Source organism: Clostridium sp. USBA 49 (genome assembly GCF_900167505.1).
GTDB lineage: Bacteria > Bacillota > Clostridia > Clostridiales > Clostridiaceae > Clostridium_AT > Clostridium_AT prolinivorans.
This window is the reverse complement of sequence record NZ_FUYD01000011.1, coordinates 14,417-36,426: the sequence shown is the minus strand read 5'-3', so window position 1 is coordinate 36,426 and position 22,010 is coordinate 14,417. Positions and strand designations below refer to the sequence as shown.

Here is a 22,010-nt window from a genome sequence, read left to right as displayed (position 1 = left end):
ACCATAACTAAAGGAGGGACAAAATATGGATAAAAAGTTTCTATCGTTTTTTCTTGTTTTTTCTCTTTCTATAACTTCTTGTTATAGAATAATAAATAAAAGCAAAAAAATATCAGTAGCAGCTAATAAGACTATAAGCCTTGAAAATACACCTAAATTTCAAGAATATATACAAGTAACTGAGCCTGAAGAATCAAATAAAAATAAAAGTGAAATATCTCCTATACCAAAAGAATTATCCCCAAAAGAAAATAATTTTCAAACAAGCAAAACCAATAATTTTAATACTACAGAAAAAGATTGGTTTTATAAACCTAAAAAAGATGGTACTCCTTCAGAAGAACCACCTGAAGTATTAAATATACTAAAAAAATATTCAGGATATTATTTAGGAGATACTTCAAAAAAAGAAATATATTTAACTTTTGATGAAGGATATGAAAACGGATATACATCTAAAATATTAGATGTTCTAAAAGAAAATAATGTTAAAGCTGCTTTTTTTGTAACAACAGATTATATCAATCGTAATAAAGATTTAATAAAAAGAATGGTCAATGAAGGACATCTTGTATGTAATCATTCAAATAGCCATCCTTCTATGGCAAAAGTTGCTCTAAAAGGTAAAGAAAAATTTGAAGAAGAATTTACTCTTACAGAAAAAGCTTTTGAAGAAGTTACAGGTACAAAGATGCCTAAGTTTTTTAGACCACCTATGGGAAAATACAGCGAACTTTCCATGCATTATACTCAAGAATTAGGATATAAGACAATATTTTGGAGTTTTGCTTATAAAGATTGGATACCTGAAAAACAACCTTCTCATGAATATGCTAAAAAAATAATAATGGAAAGGACTCACAATGGAGGTATATTCCTTTTACATGCAGTATCAAAAACAAATGCCGAAATACTAGATTCTGTTATAAAGGAATGGAAAAGCAAAGGTTTTGAGCTTAAAACATTAAATGATCTTCCACAATAAATAAAATTAAATGTACTTTTGCAAAGTATATTATATATTGTTTAGGCTATATTAATAGGAAATAAATAAAATATGTGTAAAAATGAGCTTTAAGTGAATTATAGAATCTCTTTGCGAAAGAATAGACACAAATCCTAGTGATTTTCGTTTGTTTGAGCGTTAGTGAGTTAACGAAAGCACTTGATTTGTGTCTATTTTAAGCTTAGAGTTTCTTAGACAGTTATCAGCTCATTTACACATATTTTTTATTTATTATAACATTAATTGAAAACTTACTTCTATATTTTTTAACAATTCCTTTAATTTATAATTTTGAGTTTACTATATTCATTATGTTTTCTTTTAGTTTTAATCCTTCATTAACAAAATATGTACATTTTTTATTAATATTTTCTTTATATTCTTCATCTTTTATTCCCGACAAATTAATTTTTACATTCAAAACTGCGCTTTCAATAGCAGCTTGTAAAAGTAATGCTGCTACTCCACTATCAGAAATAGCATTTTTATTCCCATATTTAGCTGAAATTTCAATATATTTATACATTTTAAAAGCTTTTTCTGCTACATTAAAAGGTATTTCAAGAGCTTTTTTATATCCTTCTTCTAATTTAGTTTCTCTAATATATTTTTCTTCTTCAGTATTCTTAGGGAGTTTAAACATATTCATAAGTTCTAAAAATTCTTCTGCATCTTTTTCCATTAAACTTAAAAATTCATCTTTGTTAATATTAGTTTCATTTAAACTATTTAATATTTCAGCCTTCATATATTCATCATATTCATTGTATGTTTTTTTGCCTATAGTCAAATTAAATACCATAGAGCCAAGAGCACTTCCAAGTGATGCAGCTAATGCAGCTACACCACCGCCTCCTGGTACTGGAGAATTTGAAGCTAATTTATCTATAAAAGATTTGATAGTTAAATTTTGAAGCATATTATACACACCTTTCTTAATAGGCCTTAATTAATTATGTTAAAAATTTTACAGCTTTTATTATACTTTATACATCTTTCATTTTCTATGTTTTATAATTATTTATATTAAATATTTTTTTCTTTCAAAATTTCTTTATATATTGAATCAAATAATTTAAAATTTTCTTGTATATTATAATTTTCTTCTACATACTTTCTTCCATTTTTGCCCATTTCTATGCGTAATTTTTCATCATTAATTAGTTTTATCATAGCATCAGCTAAAGATTTTTCTGATTTTTTTTCTACAACTATGCTTGAATAACCTGGTTTTGCTGCTTCTACTAATCCTCCTATATTTGTTGTAATAACTGGTACTCCACAAGCTTGAGCTTCAACTGCTGCAACTCCAAAACTTTCAATTTCACAACTAGGAAATACAGCAATATCAAAATTATTAAATCTATCAGCAACCTCTTCTTGACTTAAATAACCTAAAAAAGTAACATCTTTATCTATATTAAGGCTTTTAGCCAAATTCTCTAAATATTCTCTCTGACTTCCCTCTCCAGCAATTTCTAATTTTATATTTTCTATTTGTTTTTTTACTATTGCAAATGCTTTTATTAAATAATCTATACCATAATTACTCTCAAGAGTTTTAATTGTCCCAATAGTTATATAATCTTTTTTAACTTTTTCTTTATTTTTAAACAAATTTAAATCAACGCCAAAAGGTGTTATTTCAATTTGTTTTGAAGTATATTTTTGCGTTTCTTTTGCCATAGCTTTACTTGTAGATAATATTTTGTCTGCTCTTGATAAATTAAATTTTATTATATTTTTACATATAAAATTAATATTAGGAAATTCATATATATCGCTGCCCCATACAGATATTATATAAGGTTTATAAAAACACAAAGAACCTAAAAGGCCATAACTGGAAGCATAATGTGCATGTAAAATATCAGGCTTTATTTTTTTTACAATATTTATAATTTTAAAAATGCAAGTAATATATTTTGTTTTATGTAAAATACTATTTTGTTTTATATCATTTATATTTAGTCCTAAATTATATACTTTTACTCCATCAATATTTCCAGGACTTAATGATATAACAGTAATTTCATATCCTTTCTTAGCAAAATATTTACATAATTTTTGTGTATGTATGCTGCCTGCATCTGCTAAATAACATATTTTCATTAGTTTCCTCCAATTATTATATTAATTTCTAATTCTTTAATTATTTTAACAATTTAATTTGCTAATTTAATGAAAACTTTATTAACAAATTTTAAATAAATATATTAGCTTTTATTTTATGTTGTTATAATTAATATAATTTATACATAAATTTATAAATTATAAATATTTTTAAGCATAATTAAATCTTATAAAATATAAAAAGTCTGTTGTAAAATATTTTTTATTACCTTACAACAAACTTTTTTTAATTTAAAATGCTCCTCTTCTTTTTACTACAGAAAAAATAGTTTTAAAAATTATTTTTAAATCCAAAATCAATGAAAAATTTTTTATATAATTCAAATCATAATAAATTGTTTTTCCTAATTCAATTTCTCCTCTGCCATTTACTTGAGCAAGTCCAGTTATACCTGGAAGTACTAATAACCTTTGTTTATATTTTTCAGGATAATATTTAACAACTTCTGGTATTTCAGGACGTGGTCCAACTAAACTCATAGTTCCATTTAAAACATTAAATAATTGAGGTATTTCATCTAAACTGCTTGATCTTAAGAAGCTTCCAACTTTTGTTACTCTACTATCTTCTTTACTCTGAAATATAAAATTTTCAATATTTTTAGGATCTATATTAAGATCCCTTTTAGCCTCAGCATTAATAACCATAGTTCTAAATTTATAAATAGTAAAAATTCTACCATCTTTACCTACACGTTTTTGTTTAAATAATGCTGGTCCTTTAGAGTCAAGCTTTATAGCAATTGTTATTATTAAAAAAATAGGTAATAGTATTATAATCCCAATTATAGATAATACAATATCAAAAATTCTTTTAATTCTAAATTGAATTTTTTTGCTATTTATATCTTTTTCTATATCTATAAAAATATTGTTACAATTTTCCATGCTTTCCATGTTACCCTCCAAAGCCATTTTTAATGATTTAATAATTAACTACTTCTTTTGCTATCACTATTATTATCTAGAAAGTTTTGTATTTTTTTCAACAGCTCTTTTGTTTTTTAATAAATAGAATGAAAATAATCCTTCTATAAATCCTAATCCATAACTTATATGAAGCATAGGAAATACAAATGGTAAATATTTTAATAATTTTTTATTTTTATTAGATAATTTAAAAGAAAATAATATATCTAATAAAATATATATAGCTATCTCAGGTAACCACAAATACATAAAATGGTGATTTATTAAACTTAATATTAATCCTAATAAATTATATATTACAAAAGCCATAGGAATTAAATGCCTTAAGGATGCAGTTTTTCCATGCTTTTGCATAACTCTAACTTTCCAAAATCCATACTGATAATATTGATTCCAAAGCTTTTTAAATGATGATCTACTGTAATAAGTAGATTTTATCTTGGGAGAGAGCAAAATTTTGTATCCATTTTTAATTACTCTATAATTAAGTTCATCATCTTGATTTCTTACAAGTTCTTCATCTAAATATCCTACTTTTTCTAAAACTTCTCTCTTATAAGCTCCAAAAGCTACTGTATCTACATAAATTTCTTTTTGAGCATATCTAAAAAGAGCATTTCCTACACCAAAAGGTGAACTCATAGCAAGTGCAATAGCGGCTCCTTTTAAATCATGGCTTATAGTGGTAATAGGTCCTCCACTACAACCAACTTCTTCGTTCTCAAGGCTTATAACATTCTCTTTTATAAAATCTTTATCAGCATAAGCGTGAGCACCAAATAATATTATAATATCTGCACTGCTTTTTTTAATGCCTAAATTTACACCTTTAGGGACTATCCTTCCAGGATTAATAATTAACTGTATATTTTTATATTTTTTATTATATTCTTTTACTATTTCTGTAGTTTTATCTTCCGAAAGCCCATCTACTACAAATATTTCATATAATTCTTTAGGATAAGATTGATTTACAAAAGAATCTAGACATTTACCTATATATTTTTCTTCATTTCTTGTTGGTATAATTACTGTTACTTTTTTTAAATCCATAATTGATAACACACCTTTTTTAAATTAACTTTAAATATGCATTCCTTATAAAATTCATATTTTTTTCCCATAAAGCTTTTTTATAAATTATATCATTATTTATTATAGCAAAATTATTAAAATTATTAAAATTGTTAAAAGCATTTATTATACATTCATACAAACTATTTTCATTTATTTCATTTATTACATATCCATTATATCCATTTATTATCCATTCTAAATTTGCAGGTATATTAGAAACAATAGGTATTGTACCACAAGCCATAGCTTCTAACAATGTAACTGATGTAGAATCTGAAGTTGGAATTGATATATATAATGTGGATGATTTTAATAATTCTACCACTTTAGATTTATCAACACTACCTAAAATATCAATTTTATTTTCTAATTTTAATTCTTTAATAAGATCTATATATATTTGTTTTTCTGCTCCATCATTTGCAATAATAAGCTTAAATTCAGAATCAACTAAAGTTAATTTATAAAAAGCTTTAATTATAACATCTATATTAGAATTGCTGCATAGAGTTCTTAAGCTTAATATAGTTTTATTGTATTTTTTTCTATTAATATTATTAAAAAATTTATCATCTATACCCATTGGAACTGTAATAATCTGTTCTTTAGCTTTTCCTAATTTTTCAATTTCTTTACTCATATAATTAGAATCAGAAGTTACAATTTCGCATTTTTTAAGTACATACTTTGTTATTTCTTTATAAATAATATTTTTTTTAGGAGTAACTAATATATCAGTCCCCCAAGTAGATACAACAAGAGGAGTTTGTTTTGTTAAAGCTCCTAATAATCCATAGCTTGTTAAATAATGAGAATTTACAATGTCAGGTTTTAAATCTTTGATTATATTTCTTATATGTTCAGTCTTTTTTAAGTATGAAAAATTCCCTCCATTACTATTAACCTTAATGTCTTTTCCTAAATTAATAACATTTATATTTTTAATGTAGTTATCTCTAAAGGTAACAATAGTAACATCATCACCTTTATCTCTAAAAAATTCACACCATCTTTTAATATGAATACTTTGAGCATCCCCTAAAAAACATATTTTCATACTTATCTCCTAATTAATAAACTTAATTGTATAAGATTTTATATTATTTTTTAAATGTTATATAAACTTATTTAAAATATCCGCAATTAACTTTGAAGCATTTCCTCTGCCAAATATCTCATTTTGCTTTGTTGTAGGATTAAAATGTAATATAGATTCTAAAATTTTACTCTTATTAGCTCCAGCTAATACATTCCATCCATTTTCTACAGTCTCAATCCATTCAGTTTCATCTCTTATAGTAATACATGGTTTATGCATAAAAAATGCTTCTTTTTGAACTCCTCCACTATCTGTAACTATACGACTAGAATTCATTTCTAATAAAATCATATCAAGATATCCTACAGGTTCAATTATATTTACATTATCATTTACTTTTAGTCCATAATCCTTAATATATTTTTTTGTTCTAGGGTGAAGAGGTAAAATTATTTTTATTCCACATTCATTTAATGCTTCAATAATATTATTCAATCTTAAAATATCATTAGTATTTTCAGCTCTATGTATTGTAGCTAAAATATATTCATTATCTTTAAGCTTAAGTTTATTTAATATATCTGATTTTACTTTAGCCATTTCTCCAAAATGAATTATTGCATCATACATTACATCTCCTACATTAAAAACACCACTTTCAATTCCTTCTTTAAGAAGATTTTTTTCTGCAGTTTTTGTAGGCACAAATAATAATTTTGATATATGATCTGTTAAAATTCTATTTTGCTCCTCAGGCATATTTTTATTAAAACTTCTAAGCCCTGCTTCGATATGTGCTACTGGTATTAACATTTTGCTAGAACATAAAGCTCCTGCTAAAGTAGAATTTGTATCTCCATAAACTAATGTTAAATCTGGTTTTTCTTTTTTTAGTATTTCTTCAAGTTTAATAAGCATATTACCAGTTTGTACTCCATGGTCTCCTGAACCTACATGGAGGTTATAATCTGGATAAGGAATGTTTAATTCTTTAAAAAATATTTCTGACATATTGGGGTCATAATGTTGTCCAGTATGAACTATAATTTCTTTGTTATTTTTTCTTATTTCTCTTGAAACAGCAGCAGCCTTTATAAATTGAGGTCTAGCTCCTAATACAGTAACTATTTTCATACTTATCACCTTTATTCAATTTTTTTAATTTCTTCAATTAATAGTTTAGTAAGATTTTCTCTACTATATTTTTTTATTACTTCTAAATTTGGAGTTAATGATTTTGTTTTATATATGAAATCATTATAAGCTTTTAAAATAATATTTTCAATTGCGCTTTGATCAGATGGTAAAGCTGTATATCCTGTACTTGTCTCTTCGATTAAATCTTTTGCTACACCATTTGGTACTAATCCAAGTATAGTTTTCCCTGTTCTTATATATTCAAATATTTTACCAGTATAAATTCCTTCACTTCCCTTGCCTTCATCTATAATCAAAAGTAAAGCATTAGCTTTACATAATTCTATTAAACTTTCTTTATGAGGCATATAAGGCCTATGTATAACTACATCTTTATATTTGTTTTTATAGTAATTAATAAGCTCAATATAAGAAGTACCTATTTCTCCAACAAATCTAATCTGAATTTTATTTTTATCAATTATATTCTTATTTATAAGATTATCTATAGAAAAAAGGATTTTTTCTGGTGATCTTTTACCATAAAGAGTACCATTATATAATATAACAAATTTTGAATTTTTTTCAGATAATTCAAGATTTAATCCTTGAAAATCTTCTTCATCATAGCCATTAGGTATAGTAACAAATTTATTTATATCTTCATCAGGATATCTTTTTATAAAATCTTCAATAATAGGTTTACTTACACTTATTATTTTGTTTGCATTTTTTACTACTTTAGCTTCTAATTTATTAAAAATTTTTTGTACTAAAAAATTATATTCTACAAAAGGATTTGATGCCCATGGATCTCTAAAATCTGCAATCCATTTTGTCCCAAATTCTTTATTTAATTTATATCCAATTAAATGAGTACTATATGGACCGCTAGTTGTATAAATTATGTCTATATTTTTTTCTATAATAATTTCTCTTCCTTTAGAAACAGCAAAGTCAATCCATCCTTTTTTATCATCAGGTATAAACATTAAATTATATAAATTTAAAAACATTTTTTTTAAATAATTTTTTATGGAATTTAATAAATTTAGTTTTATTTTTTTTGCACCAAGTGAAGATGAATTGTTAGATAAATTTTCATCTAAAGTATTAATTGAGTTATTAGTTTTTTTCTTTGCTATTTTAAGTAAATTATTCATTATATTTATTTCTTTTATATCAGTTCTATAAACAGATATATTTTTATTTATGTCTTCTTTAAGTGAAAAATCTTTTAATCCTTCTGAATTTTCTTTAACAGTAAGTACATTTACATTATATCCAAATTTACTTAAATAATTAGCAAATTTTGTAGTTCTTTGTACACCCGCGCCTCCTTTAGGAGGATAATAATATGCAATTATTAATACATTTTTCATTTGAATTCACCCATTAATCTTTTTTCTTATTTTTCTATTTATAAATTTATTAATTTCTGTATAAATAAAACTCATATCCTCTTTTGTAATAACACATATACTTTTAAAACTTGATTTAGTATATCTGGAATAAAAATATATAGAAGTTAATGTAAATACTATATAAGAGATACTTGATGCTATTGCAGCACCGTTAATTCCTATTCTTGGAATTAATATTAAATCCAATATAATAGTTGTTATTCCAGATATGGAGGATGAAATTATATTTTTTTCTGTTTTACCAACACCAGCTAAAAAATTAGCTAATATTTTCGAAACTGAAAAAAAACTAATTCCAGGAAGTAATAAAATTAAAGCAATATATGCATCTGTAAATTCTTTACCAAATAAAAATATAATGAGAGGTTTACTTATTATACTTAAAAATATTGAACAAATAACTATAAAAAATAAAGTAACTCTACTAACTCTATTAATAAATCCTTTTAACTCTTCTATGTTTTTAGAATTTGAAGTCATAGGAAAAACTATAGTAGATATTGTCCCTGAAACCTGCCATAATGCTTCACCTAAAGAAACTGCATTTTGATATATAGCAACTTGAGATAATTCTAAAAAATAATTAATTATAAATACATCTAATCTATAATTAATCATCTGAATTGTATTAGATATTTGGCTTTTGGCACCATAGCCTATCATTTTTTTATAAAAAACAAAATTAAATGAAGGTTTTACATTATATTTTACAATTACTATATAAATTAATATAAGTTGAATTATTAATGTTGATAATAATGTAGAAAAAATTATATATAAAGGTGAATTAAAAACTAATAAAGAAATTAACATTAGAATAAAAGTTATTATTTTGTCTAACACATTTATTTTATTAAATCTAACAATATCTTGTAATCCTAATATTAAATTTATTAAGCTTGATTTCATAAGACTCATAGGAATTATAAATAATAAAAGTATAATTATACGGTTATCTATTCCTTTAAATATAAAATTTATAGGATGAACTAAATGTATACTAGCTATAATTAACAAAATTATAAATGAAAAACCACATATTATTAAATTATAACCTAATATGTTATTAATATTTTTTTTATCTTTACCAACAAAAAATATATTTGCAGCTTCAAATCCCAACCCCAATATCAGCATACTAAAAGCTATTATATTATTAGATACTCCAATAACCCCTTTACCTGAAGCACCTAATAATCTAGATAGCAAAATAGTTGTTATCATAGAAATTCCAAATCCAAATATATTGCTGATAAAAGTTAATACAGTAGATTTAAAAAATTTCATATTACACCATCATTTCTTTTTAAAATATTTGAAACAAAACTGCCGCTTATTCCCATTAATATCCAAAATGGAGAATATGCTATAACTGAACTTGGAGCAAAAGCTAAAAATACAAACACTAAAGTTGTAATAGAAATAGCTACTATATAAGGTTTAAATTCATTTGAACAATTTTTATAAATTTTTAAACTATCAAAAGACATACTTAAATAAATATATATATAATATATTAATATAGGTATACCAAAATCTCCAAGCACTTCAAACCATAAACTGTGAGGATTTGTTATGCCAAATGTATTATCTTGAAGCCTTATATATTCAGCAATATTACCAACACCAAATCCTAAATAATTTTTTTCAATTATTACACCTTTTATAACATCATATATAAGAGTGTATCTTTCATTATTAGAACCATTTCCTCCTAATTTTAAAGGCACTTCATTTTTATCTTCATTATCATTATTATTAATATCAATACTTAACATTTTTAAAAAAGGAGTAGCATTAAATTTTCCATAATATTTTGAGGAGAAAGGTAATGCAGAAAATATAATAAAAATTATCAAAGATAATACTCCATATTTAAATGATGCTTTAATAATACTTTTTTTCTTAATTAAAATTCCTATTGCTATACCAATAAAGAAAATTATAAATAATGAAATCCAGCATATTCTACTGGTTGTAAAAATTAAATTTATTTCACTTATTATAAATAAAATTATATATATTATTTTGTCCAACTTTTTATCAGTAAATATTATTCCTGCAAAAAGTAAGGCTATACCTAAAACTAAGAATACAGCATAATTATTTTGATTATAAAAAAATACTATTGGAATTCTTTCAAAATATTCTTTTCCTGTGCCAATTAATCCTAATTCTACATAATTAGTAATAACACCATAACGTATTTTGAATATTTCTAATGTACCTAAAAATAATACTCCGCAATATAAATATTTTAAAAATGAAAATGTTTCTTTTATGTCATTTAATGATTTATTTTCTAGATAAATCATTACTATAACTGAGAACATAATTAAATAAGTAATATATAAACTAATTCCTGCTTCTATATTTTGAACAAAAAATAAACTTAAAGTAGAATATAATACAAATACAGCAAAAAATATAGTATATTTATCTTTTATAAATTTTTTTAAATTTTTAATATGTATATTATTAATATTAACAGTAATAAAATTTAAGTAATATATTAATATGGAAATATATGAAAAATATAAATCATATCTATCAGTTAATTTTATTTTCATATTATAGCTAATTATAGAAAAAAGAATTGTTGTAAAATACAACTGTTTTCTTATATCGGAAGAATACTTTTTTCTTATTAATATTACAAATATAAGTGAAAAAATTTGAACTACTGCAATGCTTGGATTATTAATAAAATTTAATATAATTAAAACTACAAAAAGTAAAAACAAAATATTTCTTTTATCTTTAATTATTTGCATATCTTCCTCCATTAAAAAATTTATTACTATTTATTTAAAGTCTTAAAAATAAGATTCTATTATTTTCTTTAATATATATTTAATATTTCTTTATAAGAATTTATTAATTTGTTTGATATAGAATGGCTGCTATAATTTTCAACAGCGTATTTTCTTATTAAACTAAAGTCATAGTTATTATAATTATAATAACTATTTTCAAGTTCTTTTGATAAGGCTTCAATATTTCCACTTTCAACTAGCTTTCCTAATCCTTCTTTAACTATATCTTCAGGGCCACCACATTTAGTAGAAATAACAGGTGTCCCTGTAGCTAACGCTTCTATAAGTACAACTCCAAATGTTTCATAATAACTTGGAAGCACAAAAATATTTGCTTCCCATAAATTTTTTCGAACTTCTTCTCTTTTAAGCATACCAAGAAATTCAACCTGAGAATTAATACCAAGTTTATTTACTAATTCTATTAATTCTTGTTTTTGTTCTCCATCTCCACCTATTCGTAAAATTACATCTTTATTACCTTTAAAAGCTACAGCAAATGACTTTATTAATACATCTGCCCCTTTTTTAGGTGTTAAAAAAGCTGTAAATAAGAAAATAAATTTTTCTTTTTTCTTTTTTTCTTTAAAATAAAAATATTCTGTATCTACCATATTAGGTATAACATCAATTTTGCTGTTTTTTGAATATGAACTAAGTAATTTTGCAAAAGGACTACTTACAGCAATAATTTTCTCTGCATTATCAAACGCTTCATTTATATATGGAATTTGCCAAGATTTAATTAAATTTTTAGCAAACGATGAGGAATGTTCTGTTATAATGTATGGTACTTTAAACTTTTTAGATAATTTCATAGCAGTATACCCAGCCCATAATACACTATGTGCATGAATTATATCTGGTTTACCATATTTTTTAACATAATTTTTATATAATTTTTCAGCTTCATATATCCATTGTTTTGATTGCATTTTTTTAGTTTTAGGAAAAATATTCCAACTATATTCTCTAAATACATTTACATTTTCTTCGTAATTTTGTTTAATTTGAAAATGGTAATCTTTTATATGTTTTAATTTAAATTTAGAGAGCCATCTGGTTTCAGGATAAATTAATCCTACTTTAATTCCTTCTTTAGTTAATGCTTGAGCTTGTTCTTTAAAAAATATACCACTTAAAGGCATATCTTTAGTTGGATACCATGAAGGTATTATTAAAATATGAAGCTGTTTATTGTTCATTTATACCTAATCCTCTCTATAAAATTATTGATTTTTTAATAATTGATCCTCAGGAACATTTTTTAAAAATTTAGCTGGATTACCTGCAACAATAATTTTTTCATTTACATCTTCTGTTACTACACTCCCAGCCCCTACAAATCCATCTTCATAAATTATTTTTCCAGGAAGTATAGTTGCCTGTGCTCCTATTCTTCCACCTTTTTTTACTGTAATACCTTTAAAATGCTTATACCTTTCTTTTGAACGTGAAGCAAAATTATCATTAGAAGTTACTACCCCTGGAGCTATAAAAACATTGTCTTCTATAGTTGAATAGGCAGTAATATAGGCATTAGTTTCTATTTTGCAGTTATCTCCTATTTGTGTAAAATTTTCTACAGAAACTCCTCTTCCTATAATATTTTTATCTCCAATAATTACATTTTCACGTATTGTAGATAAATCTGCTATTAAGTTCTGCTTACCAATTTTACAACCTAAATATATAATTACCCCAGCTCCAATTAAACATTCATCTTTAATTACTGCAGGCTCAAGAATCTGCTCATTTTTTAATATACTGTTTACTGCTATCATAGGTTTTTTACCTATAACTGTATTATCATCTATTCGCACATTGTTTCCTATTTTAGTACCTTTATGAATTACAACATTATTCCCTATAATACAATTGTCACCTATAACAACTTCATCATCAATAACAACAAAATGTCCAAATTTAACATTACTGCCAATTGTAGATTTTTCAGATATAAAATTCATTTTAAACCCTCTTCTCAAATGATTAATTTTTATATTTAAATCATATCCAATGTTGAGAAACTTTCTATTGGAAATTTAACCGGAAGTCCAGTTTTTCTTGATTTATATGCTGCTAATATTATAGACATACCTTTTTTACCTTCTTCCCCATTGATTAAAGGTTCTCTATTTTCTTTAATAGCGTCTATCATATCTTTAAATAATGGAGTATGTCCAAAGCCATAAACTGTATCAGGGTCTCCTTCTTGAGCTTTTAAAATTTCATTTTCATCATCAAGCCCATCAGCAAATCTCCATGTTTCAATTTTATTTACAGCTAAGCCGCCTATGCAAACTGTACCATTCTCTCCAAAAATGCTTAATGTTTCTTCTAAATTTTTAGGATATACACAAGCACTACCTTCTACTATACCAATAGAACCATTTTTAAATCTTATAAGTATAGCTCCAAAATCTTCAGCTTCTATATCTCTTAAAAAAGTATCACTCATTGAATATACAGTATCAATTTCTCCACCCATCATCCATTGAAGCAAATCGATGTTATGAATACATTGATTCATTAATGTACCACCATCAAGCTTCCAAGTGCCTCTCCAAGGTGCTTGTTTATAATAATTCATGTTTCTATTCCACAATATTCTAGCAGTACCATTTACTAATTTCCCAAATCTATTGGATTCTATTGCTTCCCTTAATTTTTTAATTGGTTTATTAAATCTATTTTGATGACTTACACATAATTTTACATTATTCTTTTTAGCACATTCTATCATTTTATCAGCATCTTCTATTGAAAGTGCCATTGGTTTTTCTACTATAACATGCTTACCTTTATTCATACAATATATAGCTATTTCAGGATGATATCCACTTTCTGTAGCTATTGTTACAACATCTATGTTTTCTTTTTCAAGCATTTCTTTATAATCTGTATATACATTTACCGATTTTTCATTATTAATTTTACTTTCATATTCATTTTTCTTAGCTAAAGCATTTGCTTCTATAATATCACAAACAGAAACCAAAGAAGCTTCATCTTTGTTTTTAATTAATGCTTCTATATGCTTATAAGATATTCTTCCACAACCTATAATTGCAAATTTTAATTTTTCCATAATAAATCACACCTCTTAGTAATGATATTAGTACTGGTAATGGTAAGGATAAGCAAAATCTGCTTATCCTTTTATTATAATTTATAGTTTATTAATCTTATCTCTATTATTTTTAACATCCTTAGTAGCGTTTCTAGTATCATATAAAATTTTAGCTCTGTCAACAATCTCTTGATATGGATAGCAGCTATGATTTGTTGTTATTATAACTATGTCTGCATCATCTATAACATCTTCCCAATTAACTGATATATATTCTTTACCATTATGTTTAAAGTTTGGAATATATGGATCATTATATATTACTTCAGCACCATTTTTTTCAAGATGTTCTATAACTTTAAGTGTTGGTGATTCTCTCATATCGTCTATATCATTTTTATAAGCTGCCCCTAAAAGTAATACTTTTGAACCATTTAAAGCTTTCTTTTCCTTATTTAATAATTTCATTGCATTTTCTACAACAAATTCAGGCATATAGTCATTTATTTCTCCTGAAGTTTCTATAAGTCTTGTATGATAATCATATTCCTTTGCTTTCCAAGATAAATAAAATGGATCTAATGGAATACAATGTCCTCCTAACCCTGGACCTGGATAAAATGCCATAAATCCATATGGTTTTGTTTTAGCAGCTTCAATAACTTCCCAAACATCTATGTTCATCTTTTTGCAAAGAATAGCCATTTCATTAGCTAATGCAATATTTATGTTTCTAAAAGTATTTTCTAGAATTTTTTCCATTTCAGCTACTGCCGGAGATGAAACTTCCATAACATCACTTTCTAATACATTTCTATAAAGCATTGCAGCAACTTCTGTACACTCAGGAGTACATCCTCCAACTACTTTAGGAGTATTCTTTGTTTTAAATTGTTTATTACCTGGATCTACTCTTTCAGGAGAAAATGCTAAGAAAAAGTCTACACCACATTTTAATCCGCTTTCTTCTAAAATTGGCTTAAGTATTTCTTCTGTAGTCCCAGGATAAGTTGTACTTTCAAGCACAACTAACATTCCTTTATGTAAATATTTTGCCACACTTTTGGATGAATTAATTACATATGATAAATCCGGCTGTTTATATTTATCTAAAGGTGTTGGTACGCATATAGATACTGCATCAACTTCTCTAACAAAACTAAAATCAGTTGTTGCTCTTAATTTTTTAGATTTAACTAAATTTACAAGATCTTCATCAACTATATCTCCTATATAATTATGTCCTTCATTTACCATATCTACTTTTTTAGATTGAACATCAAAACCAATAACATCATAACCTGCTTTAGCCTTTTCTACTGCAAGAGGCAGACCAACATAGCCTAATCCTACTACACCAAGTTTTGCAGTTTTATTTTTTAGTTTTAATATAAGTTCTTCTTTTAAATCAGACATTTTAATAACCTCCTAAGTTACTTAATTAAATTTAGTAATCAGAATAAATGTTTTAGTAACTTTTTTATTTATAACTTTTTTATTTGTTTTATACATTAATATATTTTAACTCTTTTTAGTATAAGTTGGAACCTTTTTCTTCATTAATTCAAATACTTCTTCATCACTTTTATTTAGAACATTTTTAAATTCATCTATAGATTTTTCCAAAAAAGCAATGTCATATTCCATAGGCTTTTCAACAAATATTTTTTTGTGCTCAGTAGAAGTTAATGCTACTTCATCCATTAAAAGTTCTTCATATAACTTTTCACCAGGTCTTAGTCCTGTATATTCAATTTTTATATCTATATCAGGTCTTAGTCCAGAAAGTTTAATAAGGTCTCTTGCTAAATCAGCAATTTTTACTGGATCTCCCATATCTAAAACAAATATTTCTCCACCTTTTGCTATAGCTCCAGCCTGTATAACAAGTTGAGCTGCCTCAGGTATAGTCATAAAAAATCTTGTTATATCTTTATGAGTTACTGTAACCGGCCCCCCATGAGCTATCTGTTTTTTAAATAGAGGTATTACACTGCCGTTACTTCCAAGTACATTTCCAAATCTAACAGCTACATATTCAGTTTTACTAACTTTATCAAAAGCCTGTATCATAATTTCACAAAATCTTTTAGATGCACCCATAATATTAGTTGGATTAACTGCTTTATCAGTACTTATTTGAACAAATCTTTCAACTTCATATATATCACTGCATTTAACCACATTATAAGTACCTAATATGTTATTTTTTACTGCTTCTTTAGGATTTTCTTCCATTAAAGGAACATGTTTATGGGCTGCTGCATGAAATACAACATTAGGTCTATAAACTTCAAACACTTCTTTAATTCTTTCATAATCTCTTATAGATGCAATTATTACTTTTAAATCCATATTAGGATATAAATATTTAAGTTCCATTTGTAATTCATAAGCATTGTTTTCATATATATCAAGAATTATTAATTTTTTAGGATTAAATTTTGAAATTTGTCTGCAAAGCTCAGAACCAATAGAACCTCCGCCGCCTGTTACCAATATAGTTTTATTATTTATATATCTGTTTATATTTTCATTATCTAATTTTATAGGTTCTCTACCAAGCAAATCATCTATATTTACATCTCTTATTTTGCTTATATTTACATCTCCATGTATTATTTCATATATTCCTGGTATAATTTTTAATTTACATTTAGTTTCTTTACATATATTTAAAATTTTTCTCTGTTCTATTAAATTCATAGATGGTATTGCTAAAATTATTTCATCAACTTTTTTATCTTTACATATGTTTATTATAGAATTTCTTCCACCTAATACTTTTATTCCGTTAATTACTTTGCCAAACTTTGATTCATCATCATCTATTATTCCAACTATTTTGTAATTAAGTTCACTATGCTTTTTAATTTCTTTAATAAGCATAGCTCCCGCATCTCCTGCCCCTATAATCAAAACCCTTGATTTGTTTTTGTTTGAAAATTTTTTTATTTTATCTGCTTTATAATTTGCATTAGCTATTCTATATATTAATCTAATACCGCCAAATAAAATTATACATAAAAGCCAAAAAATTATATGGACAGTAAGAGGAAATCTATAATATTTATGGTTGAAAATTTTGTAATTAACCAAGTAACTATAAATTATAAATACAATATTAGAAAGAGTAGTAGAATAAATTATTGAAAGTATTTCTTCAAGAGAAGCATACTCCCATATGCTGTTATAAAGCTTAAAAATATAGTTAAAAACCATAAATATAAATGTTACAGGTATAAATGACAAAGCAAAAAACACAATATAATTTTTATCTACTTTAAAATCAAATCTAAGAAGCAAAGCTAAATATAAAGAAATAAAAATTATACAAATATCGTATATAACAAACTTATTTATTTTTTTCATTTAACCACATCCCTCAAACTAATAAATTTATGTAAAGATACTATTTAAAACAATATATGAATTATTTTCCATAAAATAATTATTAAATGCTTACTTTTACATTTTACCTTATTTTATTTTTTATTCAAGTAAAATATATAAAAAATTACAGGTCTTTTTAGTAAATTTGACTAAAGACCTGTAATTTTCTTACTTTTATTAATTATCATTATTTATTTCTTTATATAAATCTTTAAATAAAGGATTATCTTTTATTGTAAGCAAATATTCCATAAAAGGCTTTTTAAGATCTTCTCTTTTAAGTGCAAATTCAACAGTTGCCTCAAGAAAGCCTAATTTATCTCCTACATCATATCTTCTTCCTTCAAAGTTATATGCATACATAGCTTCGCTGTTTATTAAAGTTTTCAAAGCATCTGTTAGTTGAATTTCTCCACCTTTACCAGGAGCAGTGTTTTCCAAAACATCAAAAATCTGAGGCGTAATTATATATCTGCCTAATATTGCTATATTTGATGGAGCTTCTTCTATTTTAGGCTTTTCTATTAAATCTTTAATTTTATAAACTCTATCTTCTATATGCATTCCTTTAATAATTCCATATTTTGAAACTTCTTCTTTAGGAACCTCTTGAACTCCTATTATTGTTGTTTTATATTCTGTATAACAATCTATAAGCTGTTTTAGACATGGCACTTTACTATCTACTACATCATCCCCAAGCATTACAGCAAATGGTTCTTTACCAACAAAAGTTTTAGCACAATATATAGCATGGCCTAGTCCTTTAGGTTCTTTTTGTCTTATATAATGTATATTTACCATGTTAGATATATCTCTAACCATAGTTAATAATTCTTGTTTATTGTGGGCTTCAAGTTCTTGTTCTAATTCTACAGACTTATCAAAATGATCCTCTATAGCTCTTTTATTTCTTCCTGTAATTATAAGAATTTCTTCAATTCCTGATGCTACAGCTTCTTCAATTATATATTGTATAGTTGGTTTATCCACTATTGGAAGCATTTCTTTAGGCTGAGCCTTAGTTGCTGGTAAAAATCTAGTGCCTAAACCAGCTGCAGGTATTATAGCTTTTTTAACTTTCATTTGTAAAACTTCCTTTCTATATTAAACTTAATTATATACTATGATTTAAACCCTAATAAGTATATAAGTATAAATTAACTTTCATTATACAATTTGTTATGATTTTAAAAAATTACTGTTATATCAATATATAATGATTAATTTTCAATAAAACTACTTTTTGATATATTTTAAAATAATAATTTAAATTTTTAAAATTTGATTCAGACATTTAGTAAAATACTAATATTATCTTTCTATTTAAAATTCTTTTACTTATTTTCCTGATTACATATACTATTTTTATTTTAATAGATTTTCGACATAAAAACTTATATTATATATATTACCATATTTTGCAGATTTATATTATATATATTACCATATTTTGCAGATTTAATGTATATAAAAACATTACTATTATGAAATATTTATTTTCATAATCTTTTTTCATAATATGTAATTAAATATATATTTATAATATTTTTAAATTTATATATTTAAATATTTATAATATTTTTAAGCAATATTTGCAAACTATTAAATTACTTTTTTCACTTTTTTATATATCTAAAATATAGTATAATACTTAAAGATGTAAAAAAGAATAATATTATGGTAAAGGAAGGTATAAAATGGAAAATAAGAAAAAACATAGCAAAAAAAAGTCTAATAAAAAAAATAAAAAAATTCCTATAATTCTTTCTATATTTATTTTACTTGCATTAGTTGCTGCTGCTCTTGGAGGATATACTTTTACTCAATTAAATAAAATGAACACAGCTGATCTTTCTAAATCAAATGAAGATTTAGGTATTGATAGTGAAATTGAAAATTTAATTAATTCTCAAGATCCAAAAAACAATGTTATAAATATAGCACTTTTTGGATTAGACAGAAGAGATAAAAATGCTTCTAGCCGTTCTGATGCATTAATGATAGCAAGCATAGATAAAAATCATAAAAAAATTAAATTGTCTTCAATTATGAGAGATACTTATGTTGCAGTTCCTGGACATGGAAATAGAAAGATTACAGAAGCTTATGCCTTTGGCGGTCCTCAACTTACAATTAAAACATTAAATCAGAATTTTAAATTAAATATTAAAGATTATGTAGCTGTTGACTTTTTCGGTTTAGAAAAGATAATAGATTCTATAGGAGGGGTTCCTATTGATGTAAAAGAAAGTGAAATAAAATACATAAATGGCTATATGTCTGAAGTTGCAAATATTGAAGGTAAAAGTATTACCCCTATTAAAAAATCAGGTCTTCAAACTTTAAATGGAATGCAAGCTGTTGCCTATAGTAGAATACGATATGTAGGAACTGATTACGAAAGAACAGAAAGACAAAGAAAAGTTCTTACAGCAATGATAAAAAAAATACAATCTGCAGGAATAACAAAATATCCTTCTATGGTTAGTGATTTATTACCTTATACAGAAACAAGTATTTCTAAAATGGACATACTGTCTATAGGTACAGAAGTTTTAACTTCAGGAATAACTACTATAGATCAAGAAAGATTCCCTGTAGATGGTTATGGACAAGGAACAACTGTTAATGGTGCTTCTGTTATAAAAGCAGACATGCCTGCGACTATTGATCAAATTCATAAATATATTTTTGAAGATATAAAGCCTGTCCCAAAAAAGTAATACAATAAAAAAACAAAATATATAAATAATTTTATAAATATAAAAGCCTTGTAGATAGAAAAATATTTATCTCTACAAGGCTTTTATATATTAGATTGTAAAATGCCTATTTTACTATATTAATTTTTATTTTTTTCCATTTATAATTTTGTCTAATTCTATTACTATCTCATCTTTACTATTTAATTTTTTAGCTATATCTAAATGATTTTTTGCTTGATCCATATCACCTATATTTATATAACACATTATTAAATTTGTACATATTTCCACAGATTTAGTAGCCTCAAAAGCCTTTCTTAAATATTTTATAGCCGTTTCATAATCTTCAAGTGCAGCATAGTTTATACCAAGTTCATTTACTACTTCAACTAAAGCATTGTCTAACCCTAAAGCTTCATTAAGATAATATATTGCTTTTTCAAAATTTTCAAGAATTCTATATCCTACAGCAATATAATAATACAAAGAAGCATTATCTCCATATTCATCTAAAAGAGGAATAAGAAGCTTTAAAGCTTTATTTGCATCTTCATATAAAAGTTCTTTTCCTTTTTCAAAGTTTATTATATTATTTAAAGAATGAATAAACTCTGAAATTTCTTCTGTTTTTTTGCCTCCTTTAGATAGATAAGTATTTATAGAAACAAGTGCAAATTCATAATTACCTTCATCTCTTTTAATTATAGCTTCATATAAATATGGTAGTGGACTATTACCCACTATTTTAGCTTTATCAATTATATAAAGTTCTTCATCTTTAAAATTTTTATCCTTTTGTCTTATAACATCAGCTAAAGTAAGAAGTTTATCATAATTTTCTTCATTTTCTTCTACTTTAACTAGTCCATTTAAAAATATAAAAGCCTCTTCATAAAATTCTTTTTTTACTTCATTAAATATAATGCTTTTTATAAATGAAATACTATTTTGTATATTAGAAAGCATTTTTACATAATAGTCTGCATATCTAAAATGTTCATCAATACCTAAAACATAAAACATGCCTTCTATAAAAAATGTTATTGGTATTTCATCTAAAGATTTTCCATTTTTAATATCTTCAATAATCTTATTTGATTTTATAGGCATATAAATATCTTCATTTAAATATATATTAAATATTTTCATTAAAGTTTCTTTTTTTATATCTAAAAATAATATATTATTAAGTTTTTCTGAAAAATAAACTTTCCCTTCCATTTTATCACCTTCCAATCTAAAATTATAAGAGTGAACCTTAAAGGCTCACTCTT

General features: G+C 24.6%; 18 protein-coding genes. 2 read left to right on the top strand and 16 right to left on the bottom strand.

The genetic code is table 11. The features are described from left to right. Window positions 1-25: 25 nt before the first annotated feature. Window positions 26-985, top strand: coding sequence for a delta-lactam-biosynthetic de-N-acetylase (gene pdaA / locus B5D11_RS09965; protein WP_078682888.1), 960 nt, complete (start codon window positions 26-28; stop codon window positions 983-985). A 304-nt stretch (window positions 986-1,289) separates the two neighbouring features. On the opposite strand, the gene B5D11_RS09960 is transcribed toward pdaA, so the two are convergent. The 15 genes from B5D11_RS09960 to galU all read right to left on the bottom strand — a co-directional run bounded on the left by B5D11_RS09960 (window position 1,290) and on the right by galU (window position 19,114). Continuing rightward, window positions 1,290-1,925: a cyclodeaminase/cyclohydrolase family protein gene (locus B5D11_RS09960; RefSeq protein WP_078682887.1), complete on the bottom strand. Its 636-nt coding sequence runs from the start codon at window positions 1,923-1,925 to the stop codon at window positions 1,290-1,292. Window positions 1,926-2,032: 107 nt separating this feature from the next. Further along, window positions 2,033-3,118, bottom strand: coding sequence for a glycosyltransferase family 4 protein (locus tag B5D11_RS09955; RefSeq protein ID WP_078682886.1), 1,086 nt, complete (start codon window positions 3,116-3,118; stop codon window positions 2,033-2,035). Between the two features lie 252 nt (window positions 3,119-3,370). Continuing rightward, window positions 3,371-4,036, bottom strand: a complete 666-nt coding sequence (locus B5D11_RS09950; protein WP_323052672.1) for a sugar transferase — start codon at window positions 4,034-4,036, stop codon at window positions 3,371-3,373. Window positions 4,037-4,099: 63 nt separating this feature from the next. Further along, window positions 4,100-5,122 (bottom strand): glycosyltransferase family 2 protein, encoded by a 1,023-nt coding sequence (locus B5D11_RS09945; RefSeq protein WP_078682885.1) that lies wholly within the window; start codon window positions 5,120-5,122, stop codon window positions 4,100-4,102. A 19-nt stretch (window positions 5,123-5,141) separates the two neighbouring features. Further along, the gene (locus B5D11_RS09940; RefSeq protein WP_078682884.1) at window positions 5,142-6,203 is read right to left on the bottom strand and encodes a glycosyltransferase family 4 protein; all 1,062 of its coding nucleotides are present in this window, start codon (window positions 6,201-6,203) and stop codon (window positions 5,142-5,144) included. A gap of 57 nt (window positions 6,204-6,260) precedes the next feature. Further along, window positions 6,261-7,319, bottom strand: coding sequence for a non-hydrolyzing UDP-N-acetylglucosamine 2-epimerase (wecB, locus tag B5D11_RS09935; RefSeq protein WP_078682883.1), 1,059 nt, complete (start codon window positions 7,317-7,319; stop codon window positions 6,261-6,263). A gap of 11 nt (window positions 7,320-7,330) precedes the next feature. After that, on the bottom strand, window positions 7,331-8,704 hold the full coding sequence (locus B5D11_RS09930) for a glycosyltransferase (RefSeq protein WP_078682882.1): 1,374 nt from the start codon (window positions 8,702-8,704) through the stop codon (window positions 7,331-7,333). Between the two features lie 6 nt (window positions 8,705-8,710). After that, window positions 8,711-10,033 (bottom strand): oligosaccharide flippase family protein, encoded by a 1,323-nt coding sequence (locus tag B5D11_RS09925; RefSeq protein ID WP_078682881.1) that lies wholly within the window; start codon window positions 10,031-10,033, stop codon window positions 8,711-8,713. Continuing rightward, entirely contained in the window at window positions 10,030-11,520 is a 1,491-nt protein-coding gene (locus B5D11_RS09920) for an O-antigen ligase family protein (protein ID WP_164850148.1), read from the bottom strand. Before B5D11_RS09920 ends, B5D11_RS09925 begins: the two co-directional genes overlap by 4 nt. A 68-nt stretch (window positions 11,521-11,588) precedes the next feature. Beyond that, window positions 11,589-12,767, bottom strand: coding sequence for a glycosyltransferase (locus tag B5D11_RS09915; RefSeq protein WP_078682879.1), 1,179 nt, complete (start codon window positions 12,765-12,767; stop codon window positions 11,589-11,591). A gap of 24 nt (window positions 12,768-12,791) precedes the next feature. Then, window positions 12,792-13,532 carry an N-acetyltransferase gene (locus B5D11_RS09910; protein WP_078682878.1) on the bottom strand — a complete coding sequence of 247 codons (741 nt, stop codon included), beginning with the start codon at window positions 13,530-13,532 and terminating at the stop codon, window positions 12,792-12,794. 35 nt (window positions 13,533-13,567) lie between these two features. Continuing rightward, window positions 13,568-14,653 (bottom strand): Gfo/Idh/MocA family protein, encoded by a 1,086-nt coding sequence (locus tag B5D11_RS09905; RefSeq protein WP_078682877.1) that lies wholly within the window; start codon window positions 14,651-14,653, stop codon window positions 13,568-13,570. A gap of 81 nt (window positions 14,654-14,734) precedes the next feature. Next, the gene (locus B5D11_RS09900; RefSeq protein ID WP_078682876.1) at window positions 14,735-16,051 is read right to left on the bottom strand and encodes a nucleotide sugar dehydrogenase; all 1,317 of its coding nucleotides are present in this window, start codon (window positions 16,049-16,051) and stop codon (window positions 14,735-14,737) included. Between the two features lie 105 nt (window positions 16,052-16,156). Next, on the bottom strand, window positions 16,157-18,007 hold the full coding sequence (locus tag B5D11_RS09895) for a polysaccharide biosynthesis protein (protein WP_078682875.1): 1,851 nt from the start codon (window positions 18,005-18,007) through the stop codon (window positions 16,157-16,159). A 198-nt stretch (window positions 18,008-18,205) separates the two neighbouring features. Beyond that, window positions 18,206-19,114 (bottom strand): UTP--glucose-1-phosphate uridylyltransferase GalU, encoded by a 909-nt coding sequence (galU, locus tag B5D11_RS09890; protein ID WP_078682874.1) that lies wholly within the window; start codon window positions 19,112-19,114, stop codon window positions 18,206-18,208. Between the two features lie 614 nt (window positions 19,115-19,728). Here galU and B5D11_RS09885 point away from each other — a divergent pair. Further along, entirely contained in the window at window positions 19,729-20,754 is a 1,026-nt protein-coding gene (locus B5D11_RS09885) for an LCP family protein (RefSeq protein WP_078682873.1), read from the top strand. Window positions 20,755-20,880: 126 nt separating this feature from the next. Here B5D11_RS09885 and B5D11_RS09880 read toward each other — a convergent pair whose 3' ends face one another. Then, window positions 20,881-21,957: a tetratricopeptide repeat protein gene (locus B5D11_RS09880; RefSeq protein WP_078682872.1), complete on the bottom strand. Its 1,077-nt coding sequence runs from the start codon at window positions 21,955-21,957 to the stop codon at window positions 20,881-20,883. Between the last annotated feature and the right edge of the window lie 53 nt (window positions 21,958-22,010).